The following is an 18,082-nucleotide window of genomic DNA, read 5'->3' as shown; positions in this document are numbered from 1 at the left end:
GCGCTAATGCACGCGGCGGCGGAGCCGCTCCGCGAAGAAGTCGAACATGCGCACCTCCGTGAGCGTGCGCCCCAGCGGCTGGCAGTGGAAGTTCGCGCCGTCCTGGCGGGTGAAGCGGGCCAAGGCCTTCTCACCCGGCAGCGCCTGATAGAGCGCCTGGGATTGTCCGGGCCAGAACTGCTTATCCTCCGGTTCGGTGATGAGCAAGGGCGTGGTGATGCGGTCCACGACGTCGCGCAGGTGATAGCGCCCCACCTCCGTGAAGGTGTCGAAGGGGGTCCGCGTGCCATACGGCCTGCTGCGAAAGGCCAGCACACGCGCCAGCACCGGGTCCGCGTCCGCCTCGCGCATGGCCTCGTTGAACGCCTCCCGCGCGCCCGAGCGCAGCAGCGCCACCAGCTCCGGCGGCAGGTTCGACGTCCACGACGTGGAGACATCCATGACGCCCGGGTCCACCACCGCGGCGACGAAGCGGTGCTCGAAGGCCAGCGCCCGGGGCAGCCAGAAGCCCGCCTGACTGATGCCGTACGCCAGCAGGGACTGGGCCTCCACGTCCGCGCGGGCCACCAGCGTGTCCACCACCGGGGTGAGCACCGCCTCCCAGTCAGGACGGAAGGGAAGGCCCCGCTCGAACAGCACGGACTGCTGCCCGGGGCCGTCATAGACGAAGGCATTGAACCCACGCCGCAGCGCGCCCGCCACGCCCGCGCCCCAGAGCGCCGTGAGCGACCCGTCACTGCCATTGGTCAGCACCAGCGTGGGCCGGGGCGCCCCGGTGGCGTCGGGCCGGAGCAGGTACCCGGGGAGCGTGCCGCCCTCATAGGGCACGCCCACCCGCAGGAAGCGGCCCTCCGAATGGAGCACGACGGCCTCCCAGCACTTGCGGTGCAACGAGAAGGTGGGCGCCAGCACCCGCGGGTCCGCCATGCCGGTGGTGAAGACCAGGGCCCGTGAATAGGCCTCCGACGCGGCCAGGAAGCACCCGCGTGCCCGCTCCGCCTGCCCCAGGGCGGCGCTCGCCTCCGCCTGCGCGCGCAGCCGCTCCGCGCGGGCGCGCCAGGCCAGGAACCAACCGTCCGCGCTGCCGTCCTCGATGGCCGCCAGCGTCACCAGCACCTGGCCGATGTCCCCCACCCCCTGCGCCGCGAGCCCGAGCGCCAGCCGCGCCTCGAAGTCGAAGTCCGGGTCCCCGAAGAAGCACGCGGGAATGCCCGGCTCGGGGTGGGTGCTGGTCGTGGGTGCCTCGCCCATGGCGTCCTCCTCCTGCGTCCCCCCACCGGCAACGTCCTACCGGCGCGCCCGGATTCAAACAGCCGGCCTGACGGCCCGAAGCCCGGCCCGAGGGACCGCCCCGGACAGAAGAAGCACCCAGGCTTTGACGGTGCGGACGTAAGCACCTATGATGCGAGACTGATTCGCAGAATCAAAATCACCCTTTCCAGCGACTACCGTGAGTCCATCCAACAGGCGTTCCTTCCCGCTCTTCGCCCTGCTTTCCGTCGTCGTCGTGCTGGCCGTCCTGTGGGTGGGCGTGAGATTCCAGCGCCCGGACGCCGCCGCGTCCCCCCCCGCCGCCCAGGCCGCCGCGCCGGAGGGCCGCGCGGTGACGCACGGACAGGGCACCACCGTCGTCCCGCTGAAGCCGCGGCGGGTGGTGGTGTTCGACCTGGTGGCGCTGGACATCCTCCAGGCCCTGGAGGTGGACGTCCACGGCGTTGCGGGCGACATGTTCCCCCAGCACCTGACCCAGTTCCGTGACGCGAAGTACCCGCGCATGGGCACCCTGTTCGAACCCGACTACGAGGCCCTCCAGGCCGCGAAGCCGGACCTCATCATCACCGGGGGCCGCTCCAGCGCGAAGTACGCGAACCTGTCCCGCATCGCGCCCACCATCGACGTGCCGATGAGCGGCAAGGACTACGTCGCCTCGGTGATTGCCAACACGGAGCTGCTGGCCAGCGTCTTCGGCAAGGAGGCGCAGGCGCGCGGCCTGATTGAGGCGCTGCGCAAGTCGGTGGCGGACCTCCAGCAGGTGACGGCGGCGCGCGGCAAGGGCCTGGTCGTGCTCGTCACCGGCGGGCGCATGAGCGCCTACGGTCCGGGCTCGCGCTTTGGCGTCATTCATGGTGACTTCGGCGTGCCCGAGGCCGCCGAGGGCCTGCGCACCTCGCTGCACGGCGAGTCCATCAGCGCGGAGTTCATCCGGGAGAAGAACCCCGACTGGCTGTTCGTCATCGACCGGGACGCCGCCACCGGTCGGAAGGAAGGCAATGCCCGGCAGGTGCTGGACAACGAATTGGTGCGGCAGACGACGGCCTGGCAGAAGAACCAGGTCGTCTACCTGGACCCCGGCGTCACCTACCTGGCCGGCGGCGGCATCCAGTCCGTCAAGCAGCTGCGCGACCAGGTCGCGAACGCCTACGCGCAGGCCCAGTAGTCCGCCGCCGTGAAGCGCGCGTTCGCCGCGGCCGCCGTCCTCGTCACGTTGGCGGTGGTCAGCCTCCTGATTGGCGCCAGTGACGTGTCCTGGCGCGCCCTCTTCGCGCCCGAGCCGGATGAGCGCGCCCTCCAGGTGCTGGTCATCAGCCGGCTGCCGCGGCTGTTCGCCGTCATGCTGGCGGGCACGTCCCTGGGCGTCGCGGGCCTCATCATGCAGATGATTGCCCGCAACCGCTTCGTGGAGCCCACGACGGCGGGCACCGCGGAGTCCGCCAGCCTGGGCCTGCTGACCGCCGCCCTGCTGGCGCCCGGCCTCCCGGTGCTCGGGAAGATGCTGGTGGCCACCGGCTTCGCCCTGGCGGGGACGGCGCTGTTCCTGCTGGTGCTGCGGCGCATCCCCCTGCGCTCGGCGCTCATCGTCCCGGTGGTGGGCCTGATTCTGGGCGGCATCATCGATTCGGCGACGACCTTCTTCGCCTATCGGTACGACCTGCTGCAGACGGTCAACGCGTGGACCACGGGTGACTTCTCCACCGTGCTTCGCGGCCGCTACGAGCTGCTGTGGGTGACGCTGGGCCTCACCTGCGCCGCCTACACCGCCGCGGACCGCTTCACCGTGGCCGGCATGGGCGAGACATTCACCACCAACCTGGGGCTGAACTACCCGCGCATCGTCGCGCTGGGGCTGGTCATCGTCTCCCTGGTCACCGCGATGGTCGTCGTCACCGTGGGCATGATTCCGTTCCTGGGCCTGATTGTCCCCAACCTGGTCAGCATGGTCATGGGCGACAACGCGCGCAGGTCCATTCCCTGGGTCGCGGTGAGCGGCGCTGGCTTCGTGCTGCTCTGCGACATCGTGGGCCGCGTGGTGCGCCACCCGTATGAGATTCCCGGAGGCACCATCGCCGGCGTCATCGGCAGCGTGCTCTTCCTGTACCTCCTGCTGAAGCGAGGCGCCCGTGTCGGCTAGCGCCCCGTCCGTCAGCCCCCTGCGGCCCCTGCTTGGCTTGGGTTGCGTGGCCGTGGCCTTCATGGCCCTGTTCATGCTCGTCGACGTGAGCGGCCCGTGGGACTTCGTGCTGCCCTTCCGCGGGAAGAAGGTCGCCACCGCGTTGCTGGTGGGCTACGCCGTCGCGGTCTCCACGGTGCTCTTCCAGACGGTGACGGGCAACCGCGTGCTGACGCCCGCCATCATGGGGTTCGACTACCTGTACGTGCTCATCCAGACGTGCCTGGTGTTCTTCCTGGGCTCCACCACCGTGGCGGGGCTGGACCCCCGGTTCCTCTTTGGCGCGGAGGTCATCATCATGGTGGCCTTCTCCGCCATGCTGCACGGCTGGCTCTTCGGCATGGCGCGGGGCAACGTCCACCTGCTGCTGCTCACCGGCGTGGTGATGGGCGTGCTGTTCCGGAGCCTGTCGTCGTTCGTCCAGCGCGTCATCGAACCCAACGAGTTCATCTTCCTGCAGGACCGCTTCTTCGCGAGCTTCAACGACCCGGAGCACGAGCTGCTGCTGCTCTCCGCGGCGCTGACGCTGGGGGTCTCCGTGCTGGGCCTGCGGCTGCTGCGCGCCTGTGACGTCCTGGTGCTGGGCCGGGAGGCCGCCATCAACCTGGGCGTGGACTACCCACGGACGGTGTCCTGGGTGCTGGCGCTGGTGGCCATCCTGGTCGCCGTGTCCACGGCGCTGGTGGGGCCGGTGACGTTCCTCGGGCTGCTGGTGGCCAACCTCGCCTACGCGGTGATGCGGACGTACAAGCACGCGTTCGTCATCCCCGCCGCCGCGCTCATCGCCGCCATCGCCCTGGTCGCCGGGCAGTTCATCCTGGAGCGCGTCTTCCGCCTGGACACCAATCCCCGGGTCATCATCGAGTTCGTCGGCGGGGCGGTGTTCATCGCGATGCTCATGAGAAAGGCCACGAGATGATCGAGGCGAAGAACGTCAGCAAGCGCTACGGCGAAACGCTGGTGGTGGATGGCATCACCCTGCGCCTGCCCGTGGGCGGCATCACCTCCATCATCGGTCCCAACGGCGCGGGCAAGTCGACCCTGCTGTCCATGATGAGCCGGGTGATGCCCATGTCGTCGGGCAACGTGCTGGTGGACGGGCTGGACGTCACCACCACGCCCGGGGACACGCTCGCGAAACGGCTGGCCATCCTCCGGCAGGACAACCACCTCACCGCCCGCCTGACGGTCCGCGAGCTGGTGACCTTCGGCCGCTACCCGCACACCCAGGGCCGCCCCACCGTGGAGGACCGCGAACACGTGGAGCGGGCCATTGAACACATGGGGCTGAGCGCGCTCGCCGACCGCTTCCTGGATGAGATGTCCGGCGGCCAGCGTCAGCGCGCCTTCGTGGCCATGGTGCTCTGCCAGGACACGGACCACGTGCTGCTGGACGAGCCGCTCAATGGCCTGGACCTGAAGCACGCGGTGTCCATGATGAAGCGGCTCCGGCACGCCGCGGACACGCTGGGCAAGAGCTTCGTGCTGGTGCTGCACGACATCAACTTCGCCTCCTGCTACTCCGACCACATCGTCGCCATGCGAGACGGCAAGGTCGCGTTCCAGGGCCGCCCGGAGGACATCATGCGCTCCGACGTCCTGCGCGCCATCTACGAGCTGGACATCTCCGTGCAGCAGCTTGAAGGCGACTGGATTGCCACGCACTACCGGTGAAGGCGCGGCGCGCCAGTCGGAGATGCAAGGGGTTTCCACTAATCACAGACACTTGCACTGCCTTATCGGGCTGTGCCACATTTCACCGCGCTGGCCATGAAGTCAGCAGACAGCAAGACGCCACCTCAAACCAGGAGTTCGCCATGAAGAAGGCCCTGTACTCTTTGGCTGTGCTGATGCGGTTTGCTCGCGCGGACAAGCTCTCCGCCCCGTATATCTACTACTAGTCAAAATCCGTCAGGCATTGTGCCCTGACGGTTGGGTCGCAAGAGCTGGTCGACGCGGGTGGAGCGCACGGTTCGCTCCGCCTGCGCCAGCGGCAGTTCCCCCCTCCAGGACCCTTTCATGCCACAGGTGCGCCTTCCGCCGGGGCCCCAGGGCCACTTCATTGCTGGCAACCTGGTGGCGTTCTCCGAGGACCCGCTGGGGTTCCTCACCCGCTGCGCCAGGGAGTACGGCGACGTGGTGCGCCTGGGGAAGCGCAACTTCCTCCTCAACCACCCGGACCTGATTGAACGCGTCCTCGTCAACGGCGACGGCAACTTCGTGAAGCTCGCCGGAGTGGGCCAAGGCAAGCGTCACAAAGGCGGCTTCCCCGAAGCGATGATGAACAGCGAGGGCGAGGACTGGCTGCGCAAGCGGCGCTTCGTCCAGCCCGCGTTCCATCGCAAGCACGTGGCCGCGTGTGGCGACACCGTGGTGGCCCTCACCGAGACGATGCTCCAGACGTGGCGCCCCGGCGACGCGCGGGACGTGCACGCGGACGTGTCCGCGCTGGCGCTCGACATCGTCAGCCGCTTCCTCTTCCACACGCCCATCGACGACGAGGCCCGCCACGTGGCCGCCGCCGTGGACGCCGTCATGCGGCACACCGACAGTCCCCTGCGCCCGCCCATCTGGGTGCCCACCCCCACCAACCTGCGCCTGCGCCGGGCGCTGGGCCGGCTCAACACGCTGCTCGCGACGCTCGTGCGCCGCTACCGGGAGCAGCCGGAGTCGCGCACGGACCTGCTCGCCCTGCTGCTGTCCTCGCCGGAGCCCCTCTCCGAAGCCCAGCTGCGCGACGAGCTGGCGACGATGATCATGTCCGGACACGAGACGACGGCGGACGCGCTCGTGTGGGCCTGGTACCTGCTGGCCCAGCACCCGGAGGCGGAAGGCCGGCTGGTGGCGGAGCTGGAGACGGTGCTCGGGGGCCGGCTCCCTGGCGCCGAGGACCTTCCGCGCCTGCGCTACACGGAGGCCGTGATGAAGGAGGCCATGCGCCTCTACTCCCCCGCGTGGATTACCAGCCGGGAGGCGCTGCGCGACTGTGAGCTCGGCGGGTTCCACGTCCCGGCGGGCACCCTGCTGGCGGTGAGCCAGTGGGTCACCCACCGCGACGCGCGCTACTTCGACGCCCCCGAGTCCTTCCGTCCGGAGCGCTGGCTGTCCGAGGACGCCCAGCGCATGCACCGGTACGTCTACTTCCCGTTCGGCGGCGGCCCCCGGTTCTGCATCGGCTCGGCGCTGGCCATGATGGAGACGGTGCTCATCACCGCGTGCGTGGCACGGCGGTTCCGGCTGGAGCTGGCACCCGGCTGCGTGGTGCGGCCCCGGCCGGCGCTCGCGCTCCAGCCGCTCGGGGTCCGGCTGATTCCCCGGCATCGCGCTCACACGACACAGGAAGGCGAGGTGCGGCATGCGGCGAGTGCCTGAAGGGGCTGCGGTCCGGCGCGAGTTCTTCCGCTCGGCGTACCTGCTGGGCGCGCCCTGGGACATCGGACGTCCCCAGCGGGCCTTCGTCGACCTGTGGGAGGCCGGCGAGATTTCCGGCGAGGTGCTCGACGTGGGCTGCGGCTTCGCGGAGAACGCGCTCTTCCTGGCGGCCAAGGGCCTGACGGTGTGCGGCGTGGACATGATGGAGCCAGCCATCCAGCGGGCGCGCGAGACGGCCCGCCTGCGCGGGCTCGACGTGGACCTGCGCGTGGGCAACGCCCTGGAGCTGGGCACGCTGGGCCGGCGCTTCGACACCCTCCTCGATTCGGCCCTGCTCCACGTCTTCGAGCCTGGAGACCGGCCCGCCTTCGCCGCCAGCCTCGCGAGCGTGCTCCGGCCCGGCGGGCACTACCATGCGCTGTACTTCCGCGACGGGCCGCGCGCCGTTCCACCGGAGGCCCTGAGCGCTAGCTTCGGAGAAGGCTGGCGCGTGAAGTCCCTCCGGGAGGCGCACTACGAGCAGACCGACCCGGAGGGCGCGCGGGCCTGGCTCGCCACCATCGAGCGGGTGGCGGCGTAGGCGAAGGAGGACAGGCGGCGCGGGGGCGCGCGGCAAGTACGTCTGTCACCAGGAGCGCCCTGGCGGTCCGCGTACCGGCTCGCCGCGCCCAGCGGTGGCCACTGCGCGCTCCCGGGGCTGAAGCTCACGCCTCGTCGGCCCTCGCCACCAGGAAGTCGATGACGGCGCGCACGGCGGGCAACTGGCCTCTGCGGTGTGGCGTCAGAAGCGTCGTCGTCACCGCGCCAGCGGTCCACGCCGGCAGCACGCGCATCAGCCGTTGCGCCTCCACGTCCGCGCGCGTGAAGGACTCCGGCAGGCAGACGATGCCCAGCCCAGCAGTGGCCGCCTTCAGCAGCACCAGCGACTCGTCGGCGCTCATGCGCACCCGAGGCACCACCGTGACGGCCTCACCGGCGCGTCCGCGCAGCCGCCACTGGGTGGCCATGGAGCTGGTCAGGAGGCCATCGTGTTCGCCCAGGTCCTCCGGCCGGCGAGGCTTGCCGCGTCCGGATAGATAGCCGGGCGAAGCCACCAGGATGATGGGCTCCACTGACAGCCGGCGCTGTACCAGCCCCGAGGCGGGCAATGGCGCGAAGTGGCTGCGCACCGCGATGTCGAAGCCCTCCTGCACCACGTCCACGAAGCGGTCCGTCGCGTGAAGCTCGACGCGCACCTTGGGATGGGCGAGCGCCAGCAGCGGCAGCCGGTTCGCGAGCTGGAACTGCGCCGTTGGCACCGACGCGGTGATTTTCACCACGCCACTGGGCTCCACTTGCCGGCGGCGCACCACGCGCTCCGCGGCCTCCGCCTCAATCACGACAGCGCGGGCATGGTCCAGGAAGTCCCGCCCCACGTCCGTCAACGTGAAGCTCCGCGACGTGCGCTGAATCAACCGGGCGCCCAGCCCGTCCTCCAGTTCGGCCACCCGCTTGCTCACCGTGGACTTGGGAATACCCAGCCGCCGCGCCGCCGCGGCGAAGCCACCGCTCTCCACGGCCTGGACGAAGAGCTGGAGGTCGTTGAGATTCAAGGGCCGCGCCTCATCGTCCACGGGTGTGGACCTTGCGTTCGCGTTCCGCTGTCTACACGGCGCGCGCTTCCACGGCCATCTTGTCCTCATCGAAGGCATCGCGCCTTCCGCTTCGGACAGGAGATTCACCATGGAACTGCCCACCCTCTTCTACGGCATCCCCTCTGGCTGCTCGTTCGGCTCCATCGTCGCGCTGGAGTGGCTGGGCCGGCCCTACCGGCTGTGCCGCATCGCCATGCCGGAGGAGGTCACCACCGCGGACTACCGCCGCATCAACCCCGTCGCGGAGACGCCCACCCTGATGACGGAGACGGGCGCGCGCATCAGCGAGAGCATGGCCATCCTCAACCATCTGGGCGCGCGCGGCGTGGACACGGGGCTGTCATTCGCGCAGGGCACCGAGGGCTTCGACCGCCTGAACCAGATGCTCGCGTACCTGAACACCACCTTCTTCGGCGCCTTCTCGCCGCTCTGGTACGCGCTGGAGCACGCCGACCTGCCGGAGTCCGACAAGCAGGCCCTGCGCACCTACGGAGCACGCGGCGTGCTCACAGCGCACGCGAAGCTGGAGGCGATGCTGGGCGACCAGCCGTGGCTGCTGGGTGACCAGCGCACCCTGGCGGACGCCTACTTCATCGGCATCGCCCGGTGGACCCGGTACCACGAGGTGCTGGACCGCCGCGACTCCCCGAAGCTCCAGGGCCTCTTCGAGCGGCTGGAGGCGGACGAAGGTGTGCGCTTCGCCCACGCCATTGAAAAGGGCGAGGCGCCCCGGGGCAACGGCGCCTTCCAGGGGCACATCCGCCTCGCGGAGGCCCTGCGACGCCTGCCCGCCTGAGCCGCGACGGTGGCCTGGCACCTTCAGGTGCCAGGCCCTTCACTCCGCCAGCAGCTCGCGCAGCCGCGCTTCCAGGAAGTGCCGCTCGGGCGCGGTGCGGACCAACGCGAGCGCCCGCCGGTAGGCACTCACGGCCTGTTCCTTGCGCCCCAGGCGCCGGAGCAGGTCCGCGCGCGCGGCCGGCAGCAGGTGGTAGTCCGCCAGCCGTCCAGAGGCCTCCAGGTCGTCCACCAGGGCCAGCCCGTGCTCGGGGCCACGAGCCATCGCCACGGCGGCGGCATGGTTGAGCGCCACCACGGGCCCCGGCGTCAACACCACCAGGCGCGCATAGAGCGCGGAAATCTGCGCCCAGTCGGTGTCCTCGGCACGCGGCGCCTGGGCATGCAGCGCCGCGATGGCCGCCTGCACCGTGTACGCCCCCCGGGCCCCCATGGCGAGCGCGGCTCCCAGCTCCGCCAGTCCTTCGTCCCGTTGCGCGCCATCCCAGAGCGAGCGGTCCTGCCGGTCCAGCAGCACCAGCCCGCCATCCGCCGCCACGCGCGCCCGGCGGCGGGAATGGTGGAGCAGCATCAGCGCCCGCAGGGACGCCACCTCCGCGTCGTCCGGGAGCAGCGCGCGCGCCAGCCGGGCCAGGCGCAGGGCCTCCTCGCAGAGGTCCACCCGCAGCAGCGCCGGCCCGTCCGTGGCCGCGTAGCCCTCCGAGAAGACGAGGTAGAGCGTGTGCAGCACGCCCTCGGTGCGCTCCGCCAGCGCATTGGGCTCCGGGATGACGTAGGGGATGCGCGCGGTGCGTATCTTCCGCTGCGCGCGCACCAGCCGCTGGGCCAGCGTGGCAGGCGACACGAGGAAAGCGCGCGCAATCTGCTCCGTCGTCAGCCCGCACAGGCAACGAAGCGCGAGCGCCACCTGGGCCTCGGGCGACAAGGCGGGATGGCAGCAAGTAAAGAGCAGCCGCAGCGAGTCGTCCGGCAACGCCTGCCAGTCGGCGCCGTCCACGGCTGGCGCCACCGCCTCCACCTCGCCCACGCGCGCCTCCAGGCGAGCGGACCGCCGCATGCGGTCCACCGCCTTGTTGCGCGCGACGCGCATCAGCCAGCCGGCCGGCTCGCGTGGCACGCCCTCACGCGGCCACTGCGCCAGGGCGGAGGCGAAGGCGTCCTGCACCACCTCCTCCGCAGCGCCGAAGTCGCCGCCCAGCACGCGGATGAGCGTGGCCACGATGCGCCCGTAGTCCTCACGGTGCGCTCGTTCGAGAATGGAGGCGGTGTCCATCATGCCGCGCGGAGCCCGACGTCAGTCCTGGGGCATGGTGAAGTCCCGCACCGGCCGCACCTCGATGGAGCCGCTGCGCGCGCTGGGGATGCGGGACGCGATGCCAATGGCCTCGTCGAGGTCCCTGGCCTCCACGAGAAAGAAGCCGCCCAGTTGCTCCCGCGTCTCCGCGAAGGGGCCGTCGGTCGTCAGGCGCTTGCCGTCGCGGATGCGCACCGTGGTGGCCGCCGCCGTGGGCTCCAGCTCCTCCCCCGAGAGGAAGTGCCCGCTCCGCTGGATGGCCTCCGTGAAGGTGCCGTACTCGCCCAGCACGCGCTGGACCTCCGCCTCCGACAGCGTCTCGGCGGCCTTCTCGTTCTCGTAAATCATCAGCAGGTACTTCATGGGTCAGTGCCTCCTTTCTTCCCTGGTCGAACGGAACCCCCGTGAATCGACCGCCCTTTCACGGAGATTTTCTCTCCAATCTCCAGCCGCGGCGCCCGTCCTCCATCCAGGTGGGACCACTCACCCGAGATGAAAGCAGCGCCATTTCGCCGCGGGCCTTCTCTTCGTGGGTCAGAGCAGACCGCGCCAGCCCCGGTGAGGTTCAAAATTCGTGTATCCCTGCGTGTCCGATACTTCAGTCCCGGGGTCTTCTTCACGCACTTGAATTCAATTCCGAGAATTCACGCCGAAGGGGTCCACCATGTTCAGGTTTCACTCCGTTGCTCTTCTGGCAGGTATCTCCGTCCTGGGCTCCGCGTGCGGCGCCCCCGAGCCCGAGGCGCAGGACACGCAGCAGGTCTCCTTCGAGGAGTTCCGCGCCAGCGCCTACCAGGAGCCGGAGTCCGGTGGCTTCGTCGTCGACGGTGACATCTTCCTGCCGACGGAGTCGGAGCTGCGCGAGTTCTACGAGCAGTCCGTCAGCGGCCTCGGCACCCAGCGGGGCGCGCTGGCCGTGTATTACAGCGGCGGACAGGACATCAAGTGGAGCGCCAGCCAGGCGCTGAACCTCACGTACTGCGTGAGCACCAAGTTCGGCGGCAACTACACGCGCGTGGTCAACGCGATGAAGAGCGCCGCGGCGGAGTGGGAGGCAGCCTCCAACGTCAAGTTCGTCCACGTCAGCGCGCAGGATTCGAACTGCACCAACCGCAACAACAACGTCGTGTTCGACGTGAACCAGACCAAGACGTCCCAGTACCTGGCGCGTGCCTTCTTCCCCAACAGCGCCCGCCGCAGCGCCAACGTCCTCATTTCGACGACGTCGTTCCAGAACATCTCCCCCTGGACGCTGGAGGGCGTGATTCGCCACGAGCTGGGCCACGTGCTGGGCTTCCGCCACGAGCACACCCGCCTCACGTCCACTGGCTGCTACGAGGACAGCGCCTGGCGCGCGCTGACGCCGTATGACGCCAGCTCCGTCATGCACTACCCCCAGTGCAATGGCACCCAGACGGGTGACCTGGTGCTGACCAGCAACGACCGCAGCGGCGCCCGCGCGCTGTACCCGTAAGCGCCACGTTCGTCCGCCGGACCGGTGGGCCACTGCCTTCATGGCGGTGGCCCATTTTTCGTTTCGAGCGCCCTGCCTCATCGCGGCGTCCCGGTTGGCTGCCCGACACCCGGCGCGGAGCCCACCGCAAATCCCTGGCCAGCCCCCGCCGCGGATGCCCTGAATGCACGGCATCCCGGAGGACGGCGCACGGCCGGGCCGTCCTCGGCGGAAGGAGCCTGCCTCCGGCCATTGAGGAGTCGCCATGAAGTACACGCAACTGGGCCGCTCGGGGCTCTCCGTCAGCCGGCTGTGCCTGGGCACCATGAACTTCGGCTGGACGGCCGAGGAGCCGGAGTCCCACGCCATCATGGATGCCGCGCTCGAGCACGGCATCAACTTCTTCGACACCGCCAACGTCTACGGCTTCGGGGAGAACAAGGGCCGCACCGAGGAGGTCATCGGCAACTGGTTCTCCAAGGGCGGCAAGCGGCGCGAGCGCACCGTGCTCGCGACCAAGCTCTACGCCCCCATGGGGGACTGGCCCAACGAGGGCAAGCTGTCCGCGCTCAACATCCGCCGCGCGCTGGATGCCAGCTTGAAGCGGCTGCGCACGGACTACGTGGACCTCTACCAGTTCCACCACGTCGACCGCGCCACGCCGTGGGAGGAAATCTGGCAGGCCATGGAGGTGGCCGTGGCCCAGGGCAAGGTGCTCTACGCGGGCAGCAGCAACTTCGCGGGCTGGCACATCGCCCAGGCGCAGGCCGTGGCGTCCCGCCGCGACTTCATGGGCCTGGTCAGCGAGCAGTCGCTCTACAACCTGATGGCGCGCACCGTGGAGCTGGAGGTGATTCCCTCAGCGCAGTTCCACGGCGTGGGCATCCTCCCCTGGTCTCCCCTCCAGGGCGGCCTGCTGGGCGGCGTGCTCCGCAAGGAGCGCGAGGGCAAGCGCCGTCTGGAAGGACGCGCCAAGGAGGCCCTCCAGAAGCACCGGGAGCGCATCGAGCGGTACGAGGCGCTCGCGGAGGAGCTGGGGCATGAGCCCGGCGACGTCGCGCTGGCATGGCTCCTCCACCAGCCCGCCGTCACCGCGCCCATCATCGGACCGCGGACGTCCGCCCAGCTCGACGCCGCCGTCCGCGCGGTTGACGTCACACTGGATGCGAAAGCACTGTCACGCCTGGATGACATCTTCCCGGGCCACAAGCCCGCCCCGGAGGACTATGCCTGGTGACGCACCGGGCGAGACATAAAAGGCTACAAAATCCTCTCAAGCGATTGGAAAAGACACCCATCCATTGCGGAGCGTCTCTATTGACGACAGGGAATTCCTTTCATATTCCCTGCCGTCGAGTCCCCCAATCGAAGAGAGGTTCACATGAAGTCGATGGCCGGAATTGTCGTCATGACGCTGGTGATGCTGACGTCCTGCGGGCCCCTGCCCTCCGAGGAGCAGGCCCAGGTCGATGCCGAGGAGCACTTCGTCTCTCAGGAGGCCGCGCTGGCGGGTGACTGTTCCGTGCAGATTGAGTGCGCGAACGGCACGATGAAGACGTGCACCGGAACGGGGTTCGCGTGCTCCGCCAGCGGCGCCAACAACGGCACGGTGACGTGCAACGGCGTCTCCTCGTCCTGCTCGCCCATCATTCAGCCCGTCTGCAGCTGCCGCGCGGACGGCTGCTGCAACTCGCGGTGCCTCACCATGGACCCTGACTGCCTCATCCTTCCCGACGACCCGGCGCCGCACCTGCCGTAAGCGCTGAACGCCTGGTGCGGCACGGCTGCCGCACCGGGCATCCCGCCCAGGCACGCTCAAATATCCTTCAGGGGCGGGGCATCTTTTGGAATATCAATGGTGAAGGTGGTGCCACGCTCGGGAAGGCTGTCCACGCTGATGCTCCCTCCGTGGGCCTCGGCCGCCCCCCGGACCTGGGCCAACCCCAGCCCCCAGCCCCGCTTCCCACCCGCCTCCGCGCCTGGCAACCGCTGGAAGGCCTGGAACAGGCGCGCCTGCTGCGCTGCGGGAATATAGCTCCCATGGTTGTGCACGAGGATGAAGGCACGCCCATGGCCCTGTCGCACGGTGATGGTGATGGGCCGTGACGAAGCGCCGTACTTCACGGCATTGCTCACCAGGTTCTCCACCGCGCGCCGCAGCAGCTCGGGCGCGAAGCAACCCCAGACGGGCTCCGGGGCCACCAGGACGAACCGCTCGCCGTGCTCGGCCTGCTGGTTCTCGACGCCCTGGCGCACGGCGTCCACCAGGTCACACGCCTCCAGGGAGAGCGCGGGTCGGCCACCCATCCGCATGTGCATGGCATCCAGGAGGTTCTGCACCAGCCGGTCCGCGCGGTCGATGCTGTCGGCCACCCGCGCAGCCCAGCGCGGCACCTGCTCACCCGAGGGCTGGCGCAGGATGAGGCCCGCGTTGACCTTGGCCGCACTCAGCGGCCCGCGCAGGTCGTGTGTGAGCGTGGCGAAGACCTGCTCCCGGAGCCCCTCGTTCACCAGGACGTATCCGGTGCAGGCCTCCGCGATGGCCTGGTCCAGGGAGGCATTGAGGGTGTTGCGCTCGGCCGCGCTCAAGGGCTCCGACTCCTCCAGCACGGCGAAAAGCACCTCGCGCAGCAGCATGTACTCGGTGATGAGGTCATTCAGACGAAAGTGCGTCACGCGGACCCGCTCGCTGCCGTGCTCCTCGGCGATGGTGCTGCCCTCAGTGGCGGTACGCCGGGGGTGCTGGGACGACACGGCCTCGGCCAGTTGTCGCAACAGGACGGGAAGCGTGTCGATGAGGAGGGCGTGGCTCTCGCCAGCGGCGGCTGAGACCTCCTGCCGCAGGCGCTCCTCCCAGAGGGCGAGAATGCGCTCCTTGTTGGCAAGGAGCCGGGCCCCTCCCCCCGAGCCCTTGCCTTGCGCGGTTGCTCCCATGGGTTCCTCACGCATCAGCACAATCTGCGACTCGGAGCGCCCGCGGCACACTGGCAGGCGCGCAGGTTGCCCCGGGCCATCCAGGCAGTCAGCGCGCGGACCGCTCCCTCAGCCTGGACCCTTCAATCGTTGTCAGACGAGCGCCTCATCGGGAGGAAGTGTCAGCTGCACGGCTCCCGCTGGCGCTCGGGCCACCATGCCGCGCGTGACGGGTACGGGCTGGGCTATGCCCGCGCGAGGAAGGCGGCTGAGGCTGTCGGCCCTGGTCGTCCTCCTGGCCCTCTGCGTGTGGAAGGACGCTGGGGCCAGGAGAAGCGAATGGGCTACCCACGTTTTGGCGCGATGATCGCCACGTCAACAGTGGTGATGTTCGGCCTGATGTACCTGAATACCTACGCACTCGACCACGTTCGCTTCAGCCAGACACGGGTCTGGATGGCCGTGGTGATGGGCGCGACCATGGCCGTCATCATGCTGCTGTTCATGTGGCCCATGTACAAGAACAGGCGGGCGAATGTGGCGATCCTCGTTGGGAGCAGCGCTGCGTTCGCGGTGGCGCTCTGGCTCGTCCGCAGCCAGGAGACGGTCCGTGACGTCTCGTACATGAAGGCGATGATTCCGCACCACTCGATCGCGATCATGACGAGCGAACGTGCCCATCTCCGCGACCCGCGGGTGCGCGAGCTCGCCGATGGCATCATCGAGTCCCAGGTTCGCGAAATCGGCGAGATGGAGAAGCTCATCGCCGACCTCGAGCGCAAGCCGACGCCGGAGGGTGCTCCCGACCTTCCCCCCTACGCTCCGCGAAGCCCCGCGCCCGCTCGATAAATCACTCAAAGCCCGGGCGCGTGACGTACGCGGCGTGGGCGCGCTTGTAGGCCTCCCAGAAGTTGGGCGAGCGCTGCCCATTCAGCCGGTCGACCAGGAGGTCGAGGTGCGTATGCCAGCCGCCCGCCACGCTGCGCAGGGAGTCCCGGCCGTTGAGGCGCACGTGGGTGACGGTCAGCAGGACACCGTCCTCGCGCTCGGTCAGCTCGAAGCGGACCTCCGACGGGTCGCCATGGTTCTCCGCCCACGTATAGGCAAACAGGTGGGGCGGCTCACACGCCGTCACGCGCCCCGCGTTGACGTGGCCCTGCGCCGTGTCCGCATGGGGCGGCGGAGGGGCACCGCTGTCCTCGGACAATTCGGAGTGGCGGAACAGCAGCTCCACCTTGCCACCGACCTTCGTCTCCGTGAGACCGCCGGCGAGCCACAGCCGGCGCTTCTCCGGCTCGGTGAGGTAGGCCCAGACGCGCTCAATGGGGCCGGGCAGCAGGCGTTCGATGCGGACGGTGTCGGAGGACAACAGGTGGGCGTGCGAGTCTCGTTTCATGGCGCCTTCAGACATTCGTGGGGGTGGGGGATACCGGGCGTCAGGCGAGGTGCCGCGCGTCCTCGGGGACATGGTCCGGAACGAGCGCGAGCTCGATGCCGTGCTCCAGCCAGGCCTTGGCCCCGGCGAGGAGCAGGTTGAAGCCCCCGGTGCTGTCCAGCGCTCGCGCCACGACGGCCGTGTCGTCCCCCCGGAAGCCGGACTCGACGACGCGGACATACGTGCGGTCCGGCGACAGCGCCGTGAAGGTCCACTCGACGAAGGTCATCTCCCCCGGGTCGCCCCACTCGATGCGCAGGCGGGCGCCGGGCTCGAAGTCCAACACGTTCACGGTGGCCGACACACCGTAGGTGTCCCAGAACCACTGCGCCGTGCCACCGGGCCGCAGCCGCGCGCTGCCCCGGCTGAACCAGAACTTCGTCGTGATTGCGGGGTCCACGAAGGCCGCGAAGACGTCCTCCACGGGCCGGCGAATCATCATCATCGCCGTGGCGACCGGCGCGCTCCTGTCATTCCCTGTCGAGGCCATCACGCACTCCCGATACTCACCCAGTTGGTTGAATATCTCGGCCATCACCGCGCGATTGTCAACCGAATGGTGAAATCACCACCGCGCCCGGTGCCGCCGCGGCGCCGGAGGGACAGGGGCACTCACGCGCCAATCGCCCCCGGGTCCGTCGCCAGCTCGCCGCCCAGGTGCATGCCCGTCTGGCACCGGTAGTCCGTCACCAGCGAGGCGAGGATGGTCGTCACGCCCACCGCCACGTGGATGGCCGCGGCCAGCGGGCTGCGCTTCGCATAGCCCAGCACGAAGGGCGCGAGGATGGACGCGACGCCAAAGGCATGGTCGGCGATTTCATGCGCTTCGATGGGGATGAGCTTGGTCAAGCTGAGGCGGTAGTCCGTCAACAATGACACACCGAGGACGGTGGACCCCAGGACGATGCCCGCGGACTTCGCCACGGCGTCTCCGGACAAGACTCCCGCCACCACCACGGCCGTCCCGCCTTGGTAGTCCATGAGCGAGTGCAGGTCCTGGGGCACCCACCGGCGCAACGGCAGGCGTCCCAGGAGCGGACGGGAGATGATTCCAGCGGCGGCGCTCCGGTCCATGGCGCGGCGCACGCCCCGCCGGAAGCGCCCTTCCGGGAGCACCGGGGGCGGGACGAAGCTGGGGGTGGACGGACGCAGGGTCTGCGGTTCAGCCATGTGACGCTCCTTCCAGTCTTGCCGTCATGAAGCCGTCACTAGGGTAGGCACGCCGCCCATGACGCACGGCGATGCGCCCCTCGCCTGCCCGGGCACCGGGGGTAGGAAGGCTGTCCACCCGCGACTTCCTGGCTGCCGGGTAGCCAGGGGGGCTTCCACTCGGAGGCCCGGCCCGGGCAGACTATGGCTCGCAGCACGGCCCTTCAGTTTCTGAGAGGGCGATATCCGCGGCCACCCCAGCCGCCTTGGAACGAAAGAACGCGATTCATGGCAACCGGTACCGTCAAGTGGTTCAACGATGCGAAGGGTTTTGGGTTCATCGTGCAGGACGGCGGCGGTGAGGACGTGTTCGTCCATCACAGCGCCATCAACATGGATGGCTTCCGCACCCTGCAGGAAGGCCAGAAGGTGGAGTTCGAGGTAGGCCGGGGCCCCAAGGGCCTGCAGGCGCAGAACGTTCGCGCGGCCTGAACGGCGGTCCGGCGAAGCCATGAAAGCCCGGTCTCGCGATTGGCGAGTCCGGGCTTTCTCTTTGCGGGCACCACCACATGAGGGCGCCAGCACGCGG

21 protein-coding genes are annotated in these 18,082 nt (G+C 69.3%); 13 read left to right on the top strand and 8 right to left on the bottom strand.

Translation table 11 applies throughout. From position 1 onward, the window contains the following. Positions 1 to 3: 3 nt before the first annotated feature. On the bottom strand, positions 4 to 1,251 hold the full coding sequence (locus tag KGD87_RS30220; RefSeq protein ID WP_284664411.1) for an alpha/beta hydrolase family protein: 1,248 nt from the start codon (positions 1,249 to 1,251) through the stop codon (positions 4 to 6). A 199-nt stretch (positions 1,252 to 1,450) separates the two neighbouring features. Between KGD87_RS30220 and KGD87_RS30215 the strand changes: the two genes are divergently transcribed. The 7 genes from KGD87_RS30215 to KGD87_RS30190 all read left to right on the top strand — a co-directional run bounded on the left by KGD87_RS30215 (position 1,451) and on the right by KGD87_RS30190 (position 7,400). After that, positions 1,451 to 2,437: a siderophore ABC transporter substrate-binding protein gene (locus KGD87_RS30215; protein ID WP_284664410.1), complete on the top strand. Its 987-nt coding sequence runs from the start codon at positions 1,451 to 1,453 to the stop codon at positions 2,435 to 2,437. Positions 2,438 to 2,446: 9 nt separating this feature from the next. Further along, a complete protein-coding gene (locus KGD87_RS30210; protein ID WP_163783260.1) occupies positions 2,447 to 3,409 on the top strand; it encodes an ABC transporter permease in 963 nt (320 codons plus the stop codon). Positions 3,410 to 3,455: 46 nt separating this feature from the next. Further along, on the top strand, positions 3,456 to 4,367 hold the full coding sequence (locus KGD87_RS30205) for an iron chelate uptake ABC transporter family permease subunit (RefSeq protein ID WP_284664409.1): 912 nt from the start codon (positions 3,456 to 3,458) through the stop codon (positions 4,365 to 4,367). Next, entirely contained in the window at positions 4,364 to 5,122 is a 759-nt protein-coding gene (locus KGD87_RS30200) for an iron ABC transporter ATP-binding protein (RefSeq protein WP_284664408.1), read from the top strand. The genes KGD87_RS30205 and KGD87_RS30200 overlap by 4 nt, the downstream gene beginning before the upstream one ends. 143 nt (positions 5,123 to 5,265) lie before the next feature. Further along, a complete protein-coding gene (locus tag KGD87_RS36985; protein ID WP_225888965.1) occupies positions 5,266 to 5,349 on the top strand; it encodes a cittilin family RiPP precursor in 84 nt (27 codons plus the stop codon). A gap of 118 nt (positions 5,350 to 5,467) precedes the next feature. Then, the gene (locus tag KGD87_RS30195) at positions 5,468 to 6,820 is read left to right on the top strand and encodes a cytochrome P450 (RefSeq protein WP_284664407.1); all 1,353 of its coding nucleotides are present in this window, start codon (positions 5,468 to 5,470) and stop codon (positions 6,818 to 6,820) included. Next, complete coding sequence (locus KGD87_RS30190) at positions 6,804 to 7,400, top strand: class I SAM-dependent methyltransferase (RefSeq protein ID WP_163783257.1); 597 nt, start codon at positions 6,804 to 6,806, stop codon at positions 7,398 to 7,400. Before KGD87_RS30195 ends, KGD87_RS30190 begins: the two co-directional genes overlap by 17 nt. Before the next feature lie 124 nt (positions 7,401 to 7,524). Here the strand turns inward: KGD87_RS30190 and KGD87_RS30185 are convergent, their stop codons facing one another. Further along, positions 7,525 to 8,412 (bottom strand): LysR substrate-binding domain-containing protein, encoded by an 888-nt coding sequence (locus KGD87_RS30185; RefSeq protein WP_284664406.1) that lies wholly within the window; start codon positions 8,410 to 8,412, stop codon positions 7,525 to 7,527. A gap of 130 nt (positions 8,413 to 8,542) precedes the next feature. On the opposite strand from KGD87_RS30185, the gene KGD87_RS30180 reads away from it, so the two are divergent. Beyond that, the gene (locus tag KGD87_RS30180) at positions 8,543 to 9,250 is read left to right on the top strand and encodes a glutathione S-transferase family protein (protein WP_284664405.1); all 708 of its coding nucleotides are present in this window, start codon (positions 8,543 to 8,545) and stop codon (positions 9,248 to 9,250) included. Between the two features lie 39 nt (positions 9,251 to 9,289). On the opposite strand, the gene KGD87_RS30175 is transcribed toward KGD87_RS30180, so the two are convergent. Together KGD87_RS30175 and KGD87_RS30170 are read right to left on the bottom strand one after the other, a co-directional pair. Then, complete coding sequence (locus KGD87_RS30175) at positions 9,290 to 10,525, bottom strand: RNA polymerase sigma factor (RefSeq protein ID WP_284664404.1); 1,236 nt, start codon at positions 10,523 to 10,525, stop codon at positions 9,290 to 9,292. Between the two features lie 18 nt (positions 10,526 to 10,543). Beyond that, positions 10,544 to 10,906, bottom strand: a complete 363-nt coding sequence (locus tag KGD87_RS30170; protein WP_284664403.1) for a YciI family protein — start codon at positions 10,904 to 10,906, stop codon at positions 10,544 to 10,546. 301 nt (positions 10,907 to 11,207) lie between these two features. Between KGD87_RS30170 and KGD87_RS30165 the strand changes: the two genes are divergently transcribed. The 3 genes from KGD87_RS30165 (at position 11,208) to KGD87_RS30155 (ending at position 13,755) form a co-directional block, all read left to right on the top strand. Further along, positions 11,208 to 12,017 carry a M57 family metalloprotease gene (locus KGD87_RS30165; RefSeq protein WP_284664402.1) on the top strand — a complete coding sequence of 270 codons (810 nt, stop codon included), beginning with the start codon at positions 11,208 to 11,210 and terminating at the stop codon, positions 12,015 to 12,017. A gap of 244 nt (positions 12,018 to 12,261) precedes the next feature. Then, complete coding sequence (locus KGD87_RS30160) at positions 12,262 to 13,233, top strand: aldo/keto reductase (protein ID WP_284664401.1); 972 nt, start codon at positions 12,262 to 12,264, stop codon at positions 13,231 to 13,233. Between the two features lie 144 nt (positions 13,234 to 13,377). Next, on the top strand, positions 13,378 to 13,755 hold the full coding sequence (locus tag KGD87_RS30155; protein ID WP_284664400.1) for a hypothetical protein: 378 nt from the start codon (positions 13,378 to 13,380) through the stop codon (positions 13,753 to 13,755). 56 nt (positions 13,756 to 13,811) lie between these two features. Here KGD87_RS30155 and KGD87_RS30150 read toward each other — a convergent pair whose 3' ends face one another. Then, positions 13,812 to 14,930 carry a sensor histidine kinase gene (locus KGD87_RS30150; protein ID WP_284664399.1) on the bottom strand — a complete coding sequence of 373 codons (1,119 nt, stop codon included), beginning with the start codon at positions 14,928 to 14,930 and terminating at the stop codon, positions 13,812 to 13,814. Positions 14,931 to 15,248: 318 nt separating this feature from the next. Between KGD87_RS30150 and KGD87_RS30145 the strand changes: the two genes are divergently transcribed. Continuing rightward, positions 15,249 to 15,758 carry a DUF305 domain-containing protein gene (locus KGD87_RS30145; RefSeq protein WP_284664398.1) on the top strand — a complete coding sequence of 170 codons (510 nt, stop codon included), beginning with the start codon at positions 15,249 to 15,251 and terminating at the stop codon, positions 15,756 to 15,758. 1 nt (position 15,759) lies between these two features. Here KGD87_RS30145 and KGD87_RS30140 read toward each other — a convergent pair whose 3' ends face one another. The 3 genes from KGD87_RS30140 to KGD87_RS30130 form a co-directional block, all read right to left on the bottom strand. Then, complete coding sequence (locus KGD87_RS30140) at positions 15,760 to 16,305, bottom strand: SRPBCC family protein (RefSeq protein WP_284664397.1); 546 nt, start codon at positions 16,303 to 16,305, stop codon at positions 15,760 to 15,762. Positions 16,306 to 16,345: 40 nt separating this feature from the next. Next, positions 16,346 to 16,834 carry an SRPBCC family protein gene (locus KGD87_RS30135; protein ID WP_284664396.1) on the bottom strand — a complete coding sequence of 163 codons (489 nt, stop codon included), beginning with the start codon at positions 16,832 to 16,834 and terminating at the stop codon, positions 16,346 to 16,348. Positions 16,835 to 16,956: 122 nt separating this feature from the next. Continuing rightward, complete coding sequence (locus tag KGD87_RS30130; protein WP_284664395.1) at positions 16,957 to 17,514, bottom strand: SPW repeat domain-containing protein; 558 nt, start codon at positions 17,512 to 17,514, stop codon at positions 16,957 to 16,959. 267 nt (positions 17,515 to 17,781) lie between these two features. On the opposite strand from KGD87_RS30130, the gene KGD87_RS30125 reads away from it, so the two are divergent. Further along, positions 17,782 to 17,985 (top strand): cold-shock protein, encoded by a 204-nt coding sequence (locus KGD87_RS30125; protein ID WP_002635980.1) that lies wholly within the window; start codon positions 17,782 to 17,784, stop codon positions 17,983 to 17,985. Positions 17,986 to 18,082 lie beyond the last annotated feature (97 nt).

This window comes from Myxococcus sp. SDU36 (assembly GCF_030168875.1).
GTDB classification, from domain to species: Bacteria; Myxococcota; Myxococcia; order Myxococcales; family Myxococcaceae; genus Myxococcus; species Myxococcus vastator.
Note: the sequence above shows the minus strand (reverse complement) of the source record. Positions and strands in the feature narration are given on the sequence as shown.

What these genes read in the sequence shown, in the direction of transcription:
- KGD87_RS30220 (WP_284664411.1), bottom strand. Translation starts at nt 1,251, where the DNA reads ATGGGCGAGGCACCCACGACCAGCACCCACCCCGAGCCGGGCATTCCC.
- KGD87_RS30200 (WP_284664408.1), top strand. Translation starts at nt 4,364, where the DNA reads ATGATCGAGGCGAAGAACGTCAGCAAGCGCTACGGCGAAACGCTGGTG.
- KGD87_RS36985 (WP_225888965.1), top strand. Translation starts at nt 5,266, where the DNA reads ATGAAGAAGGCCCTGTACTCTTTGGCTGTGCTGATGCGGTTTGCTCGC.
- KGD87_RS30195 (WP_284664407.1), top strand. Translation starts at nt 5,468, where the DNA reads ATGCCACAGGTGCGCCTTCCGCCGGGGCCCCAGGGCCACTTCATTGCT.
- KGD87_RS30190 (WP_163783257.1), top strand. Translation starts at nt 6,804, where the DNA reads ATGCGGCGAGTGCCTGAAGGGGCTGCGGTCCGGCGCGAGTTCTTCCGC.
- KGD87_RS30180 (WP_284664405.1), top strand. Translation starts at nt 8,543, where the DNA reads ATGGAACTGCCCACCCTCTTCTACGGCATCCCCTCTGGCTGCTCGTTC.
- KGD87_RS30175 (WP_284664404.1), bottom strand. Translation starts at nt 10,525, where the DNA reads ATGATGGACACCGCCTCCATTCTCGAACGAGCGCACCGTGAGGACTAC.
- KGD87_RS30170 (WP_284664403.1), bottom strand. Translation starts at nt 10,906, where the DNA reads ATGAAGTACCTGCTGATGATTTACGAGAACGAGAAGGCCGCCGAGACG.
- KGD87_RS30165 (WP_284664402.1), top strand. Translation starts at nt 11,208, where the DNA reads ATGTTCAGGTTTCACTCCGTTGCTCTTCTGGCAGGTATCTCCGTCCTG.
- KGD87_RS30160 (WP_284664401.1), top strand. Translation starts at nt 12,262, where the DNA reads ATGAAGTACACGCAACTGGGCCGCTCGGGGCTCTCCGTCAGCCGGCTG.
- KGD87_RS30155 (WP_284664400.1), top strand. Translation starts at nt 13,378, where the DNA reads ATGAAGTCGATGGCCGGAATTGTCGTCATGACGCTGGTGATGCTGACG.
- KGD87_RS30150 (WP_284664399.1), bottom strand. Translation starts at nt 14,930, where the DNA reads ATGGGAGCAACCGCGCAAGGCAAGGGCTCGGGGGGAGGGGCCCGGCTC.
- KGD87_RS30145 (WP_284664398.1), top strand. Translation starts at nt 15,249, where the DNA reads ATGGGCTACCCACGTTTTGGCGCGATGATCGCCACGTCAACAGTGGTG.
- KGD87_RS30140 (WP_284664397.1), bottom strand. Translation starts at nt 16,305, where the DNA reads ATGAAACGAGACTCGCACGCCCACCTGTTGTCCTCCGACACCGTCCGC.
- KGD87_RS30135 (WP_284664396.1), bottom strand. Translation starts at nt 16,834, where the DNA reads ATGGCCTCGACAGGGAATGACAGGAGCGCGCCGGTCGCCACGGCGATG.
- KGD87_RS30130 (WP_284664395.1), bottom strand. Translation starts at nt 17,514, where the DNA reads ATGGCTGAACCGCAGACCCTGCGTCCGTCCACCCCCAGCTTCGTCCCG.
- KGD87_RS30125 (WP_002635980.1), top strand. Translation starts at nt 17,782, where the DNA reads ATGGCAACCGGTACCGTCAAGTGGTTCAACGATGCGAAGGGTTTTGGG.